Source organism: Stenotrophomonas sp. STEN087 (assembly GCF_056759115.1).
Genome location: NZ_JBRRCR010000050.1, coordinates 22,665 through 30,308 on the forward strand (window position 1 = coordinate 22,665; position 7,644 = coordinate 30,308).

Genomic DNA, 7,644 nt, shown 5'->3' on the forward strand with positions numbered 1-7,644 from the left:
ATGGGCGCGAAGGCTTCGAGCTTGGCTTCCCTGAACGATACGGCGCCCGCCCTGCGCGTGCGCGACCTGCGCAAGACCTATGACAACGGCACCCAGGCCCTGAAAGGGGTTTCCCTGGAGGTCGCCCCGGGCGATTTCTTCGCCCTGCTCGGCCCCAACGGCGCCGGCAAGTCCACCCTGATCGGCATCATCAGCTCCCTGGTCAACCTCAGCGAGGGCCAGGTGGAAGTGTTCGGCAGCGACCTGGTGCGCAACCGCAGCGCCACCATGCGCCTGATCGGCCTGGTGCCGCAGGAAATCAACTTCAACCTGTTCGAGAAGCCCTTCGACATCCTGGTCAACTACGCCGGTTTCTATGGCGTGGCCCGCGAGGAAGCGGAGAAGCGCGCCGAAGAGGAACTGAAGCGCGCGCACCTGTGGGAAAAGGCACAGGTGATGAGCCGCACCCTGTCCGGTGGCATGAAGCGCCGCCTGATGATCGCCCGCGCGATGATGACCCGCCCGCGCCTGCTGATCCTCGACGAGCCGACCGCCGGCGTGGACATCGAGATCCGCCGCGACATGTGGCGGGTGCTGAAGGAGATCAATGCCGCCGGCACCACGATCATCCTCACCACCCACTACCTGGAAGAGGCCGAGTACCTGTGCCGCAACCTGGCCATCATCAACCACGGCCAGATCGTCACCCAGGGCCCGATGCGTTCCCTGCTGGCCAAGCTCGATGTGGAAGGCTTCCTGCTGGACATCGACGGTGACCTGCCCGCGCAGCTGCCGGTGATCGAGGGCGCGACCCTCACCGCGCCGGACGCGCACACGCTGGACATCGACATGCCGCGCGCCATGGATCTCAACCGCGTGTTCGCCACGCTGAACGAGTCCGGCATCCGCGTGCGTTCGATGCGTACCAAGAGCAACCGCCTGGAGGAACTGTTCGTGCGCCTCACTGGCAACCAGGAGACCTCCGCATGAGCGGCACCCCGAATACGCCCGCTGCGCCGATCACCGACGCACAGCGCAACCGCATCGCCCTGATGACCATCGTGCGCCGCGAAGTGGCGCGCATCATCCGCATCTGGGGGCAGACCCTGGTGCCGCCGGCGATCACGATGACCCTGTACTTCCTCATCTTCGGCCGCCTGATCGGCTCGCGCGTGGGTGACATGGGCGAGTACAGCTACATGGAGTTCATCGTGCCGGGTCTGGTGATGATGAGCGTGATCCAGAACAGCTACGGCAACATCAGTTCCTCGTTCTTCGGCGCCAAGTTCGGCCGCCACGTGGAAGAACTGCTGGTGAGCCCGATGCCGAACTGGGTGATCCTGTGGGGCTATGTGGCCGGTGCGGTGCTGCGCGGCCTGATGGTCGGCGTGATCGTGCTGATCATCGCCATGTTCTTCACCCCGGTGCGCATTCCGCACCCGCTGGTGACGCTGACCACGGTGGTCCTGGGCGCGACGATCTTCTCGCTGGCCGGCTTCATCAACGCGGTGTACGCCAAGAAGTTCGATGACGTGGCGATCGTGCCGACCTTCATCCTGACCCCGCTGACCTACCTGGGCGGCGTGTTCTATTCGGTGAAGCTGCTGCCGGGCTGGGCCGAGGCGGCCACGCACGCCAACCCGATCTTCTACATGGTCAATGCGTTCCGCTACGGCCTGCTGGGCAGCAGCGACGTGCCGGTGTGGGTGGCCTATGCGCTGATGCTCGGCTTCGTGGTGGTGCTGACGGCGCTGGCGCTGTGGCTGCTGCGCCGTGGCGTGGGCATGCGCAGCTGAGGGGTGCCTGCAGGGCCTGCGGCCCTGCACCCGCTGCAACAAGCCAAAGCAACGTCAACGTCAACAGCTGGTATTCCGTGGGATGGCGGGGTGGGTCCGGTGGCAGGGGACGCCGTAAACCCATCCATGGGGGCTTGGTCGCGGCATCCATGCCGCTCACACCCCCTCAACCGGACCCACCCCGCCTTCGACAGTTGGCCGGTGGCCAGTAGATCCACGCCATGCGTGGATGGCGTAACGGTAGAGCCGGGCTAATGCTCGGCTCTTTTTTTGCCTGCGATCTCCGGCACAATCGGGGGTCGAACACTCCCCCAGAAAACGGTGAACGTGCAATGCGCATCCTGATTCTCGGCGCCGGTGGTACCGGCGGTTACTTCGGCGGCCGCCTCGCGCAGGCCGGCGTGGACGTGACCTTCCTGGTCCGCCCGACCCGCGCCAGCCAGCTCGACCAGGATGGCCTGGTCATCCGCAGCCCGGTCGGCGATGCCAGTTTCCCGGTGCAGCACGTCACTGCCGACGCCCTGCCCGCGCTTGCCGCGCAGCAGCCCTTCGACCTGGTCATCCTCAGCTGCAAGGCCTACGACCTGGACAGCTCGATCGATGCGATCGCACCGGCCGTGGGCGCCCACACCAGCGTGCTGCCCATCCTCAACGGCCTGCACCACTACGCCGCACTGGACGCACGCTTCGGCCGCGAGGCGGTGCTCGGCGGCCTGTGTTTCATCAGCGCCACCAAGGCGCCCGATGGCGCGGTGCTGCACCTGGGCAAGCCGGCCAAGCTGACCTTCGGCGAGCGCGACGGTGGAGCGATCTCCGACCGCGTGCGTGCCTTCGCCGCTGCGTGTGCGCAGGCCAACCTGGACCACCTGGCCAGCGAGCAGATCGGCCAGGAACAGTGGATCAAGTACACCTTCCTGACCGCGCTCGCGGCGGCCACCTGCCTGCTGCGCGCGGACATCGGTACGATCGTCGCCACCGATGATGGCGAGGCCATCGTGCGCGGCCTGTACGACGAGTGCCTGGCCGTGGCCGAGGCCGCCGGTGAGCCGGTGCCGCAGGCCGCGCAGGATACCGCGCGCGGCACCCTGACCCAGGTCGGTTCTGCACTGAAAGCCTCGATGCTGCGCGATCTGGAAGCCGGCCAGCAGGTGGAAGCGGCGCACATCGTCGGTGACATGCTGGTGCGCGCACGCAAGGCCGAGCAGGAAGCACTGCTGCTGCAGGTCGCCTACAGCAGCCTGCAGGCCTACCAGGCGCAGCGCGGCGCGTGATGTCGGCGCCCGCGCCACTGCCGTCGCCGGTGCTGATCCTCGGCATGGGCTGGAGTGGGCGCGTGCTCGCCGCGCAGCTGCAGGCGCGTGGCGTACAGGTGTCGGGCACGGTGCGCGATCCGTCGTCGACAGTCGACGATGGACTGCAGCGGCACCGCCTGCATGCCGATGCCGCGCCGTCAGCGGCGTTGCTGGAGGCCATCGCACAGGCGCAGGCGGTGCTGTGCAGCGTGCCGCCGGATGCGCAGGGTGATCCTGCACTGCGCCAGCTGCTGCCTGTGCTGCAGGCCAGTAAGGCGCTGCGCTGGGTGGGGTACCTATCCTCGACTTCGGTCTATGCGGATCGCGGCGGTGGCTGGGTGGACGAGAACAGCGAGGCCGATGCCAGCGAAGCCGCTGGCGTGCAGCGCCGCCTGGCCGAAACGCAGTGGCAGGCACTGGCCGATGCACGCGGCATCGCCTCGGCGGTGTTCCGTCTGCCGGGGCTGTATGGCCCTGGCCGCAATGCGCTGCTGCAGTTGGCCGAGCGCCGCGCGCGCCATGTCGTACGGCCCGGGCTGGTGTTCAACCGGCTGCATGTGGAGGATCTGGCGGCCGTGGTCATCGCGGCGATGCAGCGACCCACGCGGGATGGACTGTACCTGCCTGCCGATGACGAGCCCGCGCCACCGCAGGATGTGCTGGCCTATGCCGCACAGCTGGGTGGATTCCCGCTGCCAGCGGCAGTGGCCTGGGATGACCCGGCGGTAAGCGCGACACTGCGGCGCTTCTACGCCAGCAACAAGCGCATCGACAGCCGCGGCACGCGTAAGGCGTTGGCGTGGGTGCCGAAGTTTGCGACGTATCGGGAAGGGCTGGAGGAGCTGGCCGCTTCGCTCGCCGGGCGGAGCCTGATCCGGTAGTGGGGTTGGGGGGGGGGGGGGGGGGGGGGGGGGGGGGGGGGGGGGGGGGGGGGGGGGGGGGGGGGGGGGGGGGGGGGGGGGGGGGGGGGGCGGGGGGGGCGCGGGGGGGGGGGGGGGGGGGCGGGGGCGCCACACCCCGGGCGCGCCGCCCGCGGGCCGGGCACTACCACCCTGCGCGCAGCGCGACGGATGTAAACGACAGGATCAACCTGCGTCGGGCAGGCGGAAGAACGTGCGCGTGGCAGCCGTGGCATTGGCCGCGGTCACCGCTACGTCTTCGCCACGGTCGCGGGCTAGTTCCTCGACGATGTGCGAGAGGAACATCGGTTCGTTGCGGCGATCCTTCGGCATCGGCTTCAGCGTACGCGGCAGCAGGTACGGCGCGTCGGTCTCGATCATCAGGCGGTTGGCCGGGATGTTCTTCACCAGTTCGCGCAGGTGCGCGCCACGGCGCTCGTCGCACAGCCAGCCGGTGATGCCGATGTACCAGTCCTGGTCCAGGTAATCGAACAGCTCGTCACGTTCGCCGGTGAAGCAATGCACCACCGCCGGGCCGAGGCGGCCTTCGAAGTTCTTCATCTGCGCCATGAAATCGGCATGCGCATCGCGCTGGTGCAGGAACAGCGGCTTGCCATTGTCCGCGGCCAGCTGCAGCTGGCGCTCGAACGCGCGGTGCTGCGCCGGGCGCGGCGAGAAATCACGGAAGTAATCCAGCCCGCACTCGCCCACCGCCACCACTTCCGGGTGCGCATGCAGTGCGCGCATTTCGGCGTCGCACTCCTCGGTGTATTCCACCGCGTGGTGCGGGTGCACGCCGGCGGTGGCGTACAGGAAACCGGAGTGCTGCTGGGCCAGCTGCACGGCCAGCGGGGAGTGCTCGCGGCTGGCGCCGGTGATGACCATCTGCACCACGCCGGCCTGCCGTGCACGGCCCAGGACGGCATCGCGGTCGCGGTCGAAGGAGTCGTGGGTCAGGTTGGCGCCGATATCGATCAGGTGCATGGTCATCGCGGGGGAAAAGTGCCCGCGCATTGTACCCGCGCCGGCCATGGCCCCTTATCCTTTGCACATGAACGCCCCGCTCTTCCCGATTTCCCCGCTGCTGCCGCAGATCCAGCAGCACCTGGCCGCGCAGCCGCGGCTGGTGCTGGAAGCGCCGCCCGGCGCCGGCAAGACCACCCAGGTGCCGCTGGCCCTGCTCGATGCGCCGTGGCTGCAGGACCGGAAGATCATCCTGCTGGAACCGCGCCGTGTGGCCGCACGCAGCGCCGCGTTGTTCATGGCGCGGCAGCTGGGCGAAGAGGTGGGCGGCACCGTCGGCTACCGCATCCGCTTCGAGAACAAGATCTCGGCGCGCACCCGCATTGAAGTGGTCACCGAGGGCATTCTGACCCGCATGCTGCAGGATGACCCGATGCTGGAAACGGTCGGCGCGATCCTGTTCGATGAATTCCACGAGCGCCACCTCAGTGGCGACCTCGGCCTGGCCCTGGCGCTGGACGTGCAGGCGCAGCTGCGCGACGACCTGCGCCTGGTGGTGATGTCGGCCACGCTGGATGGCGAGCGCCTTGCCCGTTTCCTCGATGCGCCGCGCCTGAGCAGCGAAGGCCGCAGCTATCCGGTGGCGGTCAGCCATTTCCCGGCGCGCCGCGATGAGGCACTGGAGCTGCAGGTGCGCCGCGCGGTGCAGCAGGCCCTGGCCGAGCATCCCGGCGACCTGCTGGTGTTCCTGCCCGGCCAGCGCGAGATCGCGCGCGTGCAGGCGGGCCTGCAGGAATCGCTGGACGGCAGCCTGGAGGTGCTGGCGCTGCACGGCGAGCTGCCGGTGGAACAGCAGGCCCGCGTGCTGCAGGTCGCCAGCGATGGCCGCCGCCGCGTGGTGCTGGCCACCAACGTGGCCGAATCTTCGGTGACCCTGCCCGGCGTGCGCGTGGTGATCGACAGCGGCCAGGCGCGCGAGCCGCGCTACGACCCCAACAGCGGCTTCACCCGGCTGGACGTGGTGGCCATCGCCCAGGCTTCGGCCGACCAGCGCGCCGGCCGTGCCGGACGCGTGGCCGAGGGCGTGGCGTGGCGGCTGTGGCCGCAGTCGCAGCGGCTGGAGCCGCAGCGCCGCGCCGAGATCGACCAGGTGGAACTGGCCGGGCTGGCACTGGAACTGGCGGCCTGGGGCAGCAGCGACCTGCGTTTCCTCGATCCGCCGCCGTCCGGCCCGATGGCCGCCGCACGCGAACTGCTGCAGCGCCTGGGCGCACTGTCGGACACCGGCGCGATCACCGCACTCGGTCGCCGCGTACTGGCGCTGGGCACCCACCCGCGCATGGCGGCGATGCTGCTGGCCGCGCCCGATGCGCGCGCACAGGCGCTGGCCGCCGATCTGGCCGCGCTGCTGGAAGCACGCGATCCGCTGCGCCAGGGCGGCGATGCGGTGGCCGCACGCTGGCGTGCGCTGGCGGCATTCCGCAACGGTCGTGCGCCGTCCGATGCCAACCGCAGCGGCCTGGCCGCCATCGATGCGGCCGCCAAGCAGTGGCGCCGACGCCTGCGCTGCGAGGCGACGCCGCCCAGCAGCATCGAAGCGCATGAGCTGGGTGATCTGCTGGCCCACGCTTTCCCCGACCGCATCGGTTTCCAGCACCCCAGCGATCCGCTGCGCTACCTGCTGGCCAACGGCCGCAGCGCGCGCCTGCATGAACTGAGCGACCTGCGCGGCGAGCCGTGGCTGGTGGTCAGCGAGCTGCGCTATGAAGCACGTGATGCCCTGCTGCTGCGCGCCGCGCCCGTGGATGAAAACGCGTTGCACGCGGCATGGCCGCAGCGCTTCGTCACCGAGGACACCGTGCGCTGGGACAGCGAGCGCCGCGCCCTGGTGGCCCTGCGCGAGACGCGCTTCGACCGCATCGTGCTGGACAGCCGCTCGGCCGGCCGCGTCGATCCGCAGCATGCCGCGCAGGCACTGACCGATGCGGTGGCCGAGCTCGGCCTGTCGGCGCTGCCGTGGACCGAGGGCCTGCGCCAATGGCAGGCGCGGGTGGAATCGCTGCGCCGCTGGATGCCCGAGCTCGGCCTGCCCGACTGCAGCGACGGCGCCCTGCTCGCCACGCGCGCGCAATGGCTGCAGCCGGCCTTCGCCGGCAACACGCGGCTGGATGCCCTGGACGAGAGCAGCTTCGCCGAAGCGCTGAAGTCGCCACTGGAATGGTCGCAGCGGCAGCTGGTGGAGCGCCATGCGCCGACCCGCATCACCGTGCCCTCGGGGCTGGAACGACCGATCAGCTATGCGCTGGACAGCGAGAGCGGTGAACCACTGCCGCCGGTGCTGGCGGTGAAGCTGCAGGAACTGTTCGGCCTGGCCGACACCCCGCGCATCGCCGATGGCCGCGTACCGCTGACCCTGCACCTGCTGTCGCCGGGCGGCCGCCCACTGCAGGTCACCCAGGACCTGCGCAACTTCTGGGAAAACACCTATGCCGAGGTGAAGAAGGAGATGAAGGGCCGCTACCCGCGCCATCCGTGGCCGGACGACCCGTGGACGGCGACGGCGACGCACCGGGCCAAGCCGCGCGGCACCTGACGGCGGGGGGGGGGCCCCTTTGGGTGGGAAGGGGTACCCCCCCCCCCGGGCGGGGGGGGGATTGAAGGGGGTTGGGGGCCGGATCCGGCCCCCCGCCCGGCAGAACCGGTTGACGGGGGCCC

At 69.9% G+C, this 7,644-nt stretch carries 6 protein-coding genes; 5 read left to right on the top strand and 1 reads right to left on the bottom strand.

Features of this window, described 5'->3' with window-relative positions:
- From ACVOK1_RS13615 to ACVOK1_RS13630, 4 genes are all read left to right on the top strand, one after another.
- Positions 1–969, top strand: coding sequence for an ABC transporter ATP-binding protein (locus tag ACVOK1_RS13615; protein WP_188115453.1), 969 nt, complete (start codon positions 1–3; stop codon positions 967–969).
- A complete protein-coding gene (locus ACVOK1_RS13620) occupies positions 966–1,775 on the top strand; it encodes an ABC transporter permease (protein WP_150453760.1) in 810 nt (269 codons plus the stop codon). Before ACVOK1_RS13615 ends, ACVOK1_RS13620 begins: the two co-directional genes overlap by 4 nt.
- A 332-nt stretch (positions 1,776–2,107) precedes the next feature.
- Complete coding sequence (gene panE / locus ACVOK1_RS13625; RefSeq protein ID WP_481562380.1) at positions 2,108–3,046, top strand: 2-dehydropantoate 2-reductase; 939 nt, start codon at positions 2,108–2,110, stop codon at positions 3,044–3,046.
- Positions 3,046–3,948, top strand: a complete 903-nt coding sequence (locus ACVOK1_RS13630; protein ID WP_481562383.1) for an NAD-dependent epimerase/dehydratase family protein — start codon at positions 3,046–3,048, stop codon at positions 3,946–3,948. The genes panE and ACVOK1_RS13630 overlap by 1 nt, the downstream gene beginning before the upstream one ends.
- Before the next feature lie 204 nt (positions 3,949–4,152).
- Here ACVOK1_RS13630 and ACVOK1_RS13635 read toward each other — a convergent pair whose 3' ends face one another.
- A complete protein-coding gene (locus ACVOK1_RS13635; RefSeq protein ID WP_481562381.1) occupies positions 4,153–4,950 on the bottom strand; it encodes a TatD family hydrolase in 798 nt (265 codons plus the stop codon).
- A 67-nt stretch (positions 4,951–5,017) separates the two neighbouring features.
- Here ACVOK1_RS13635 and hrpB point away from each other — a divergent pair, with 67 nt between their 5' ends.
- The gene (hrpB, locus tag ACVOK1_RS13640) at positions 5,018–7,522 is read left to right on the top strand and encodes an ATP-dependent helicase HrpB (RefSeq protein ID WP_481562382.1); all 2,505 of its coding nucleotides are present in this window, start codon (positions 5,018–5,020) and stop codon (positions 7,520–7,522) included.
- The last annotated feature ends 122 nt before the right edge of the window (positions 7,523–7,644 follow it).

Excerpts from the sequence above, each read along its gene's own strand:
- panE (WP_481562380.1), top strand. The coding sequence starts at position 2,108 with ATGCGCATCCTGATTCTCGGCGCCGGTGGTACCGGCGGTTACTTCGGC.
- ACVOK1_RS13615 (WP_188115453.1), top strand. The coding sequence starts at position 1 with ATGGGCGCGAAGGCTTCGAGCTTGGCTTCCCTGAACGATACGGCGCCC.
- ACVOK1_RS13630 (WP_481562383.1), top strand. The coding sequence starts at position 3,046 with ATGTCGGCGCCCGCGCCACTGCCGTCGCCGGTGCTGATCCTCGGCATG.
- hrpB (WP_481562382.1), top strand. The coding sequence starts at position 5,018 with ATGAACGCCCCGCTCTTCCCGATTTCCCCGCTGCTGCCGCAGATCCAG.
- ACVOK1_RS13620 (WP_150453760.1), top strand. The coding sequence starts at position 966 with ATGAGCGGCACCCCGAATACGCCCGCTGCGCCGATCACCGACGCACAG.
- ACVOK1_RS13635 (WP_481562381.1), bottom strand. The coding sequence starts at position 4,950 with ATGCACCTGATCGATATCGGCGCCAACCTGACCCACGACTCCTTCGAC.